We start from the raw sequence: 243 nt of genomic DNA on the forward strand, positions 1-243 counted from the left end.
AGCCATGAACTGACCCAGGGCATGGGCTACACGCTGCAGATGACAGCGAAGCTTGTGGTGGTACCTGTGCCAGGGAGCAATCAACAGCAACTGGCTATCGATCTTGGCCAGGCCACCGATCCGATCTGCAACCTTGCAGTTACCGATCAGGCAGCGCGCAAAATGGGCCAATTCATCTTGGGGCAGTTGCAGCAGCAACCGGCCTTCGAACCACTGTTCGGTTTTATCAATTTTTCCCCTATT

At 54.3% G+C, this 243-nt stretch carries 1 protein-coding gene; it reads left to right on the top strand.

Annotation, left to right across the window (positions count from 1 at the left end; all coding sequences use genetic code 11):
• Positions 1-243, top strand: a 243-nt coding sequence (locus SB752_RS33120; RefSeq protein ID WP_410719614.1) for a hypothetical protein, incomplete at both ends; no start/stop codon positions are given.

Source organism: Brevibacillus sp. SIMBA_040 (assembly GCF_046535075.1).
GTDB lineage: Bacteria > Bacillota > Bacilli > Brevibacillales > Brevibacillaceae > Brevibacillus.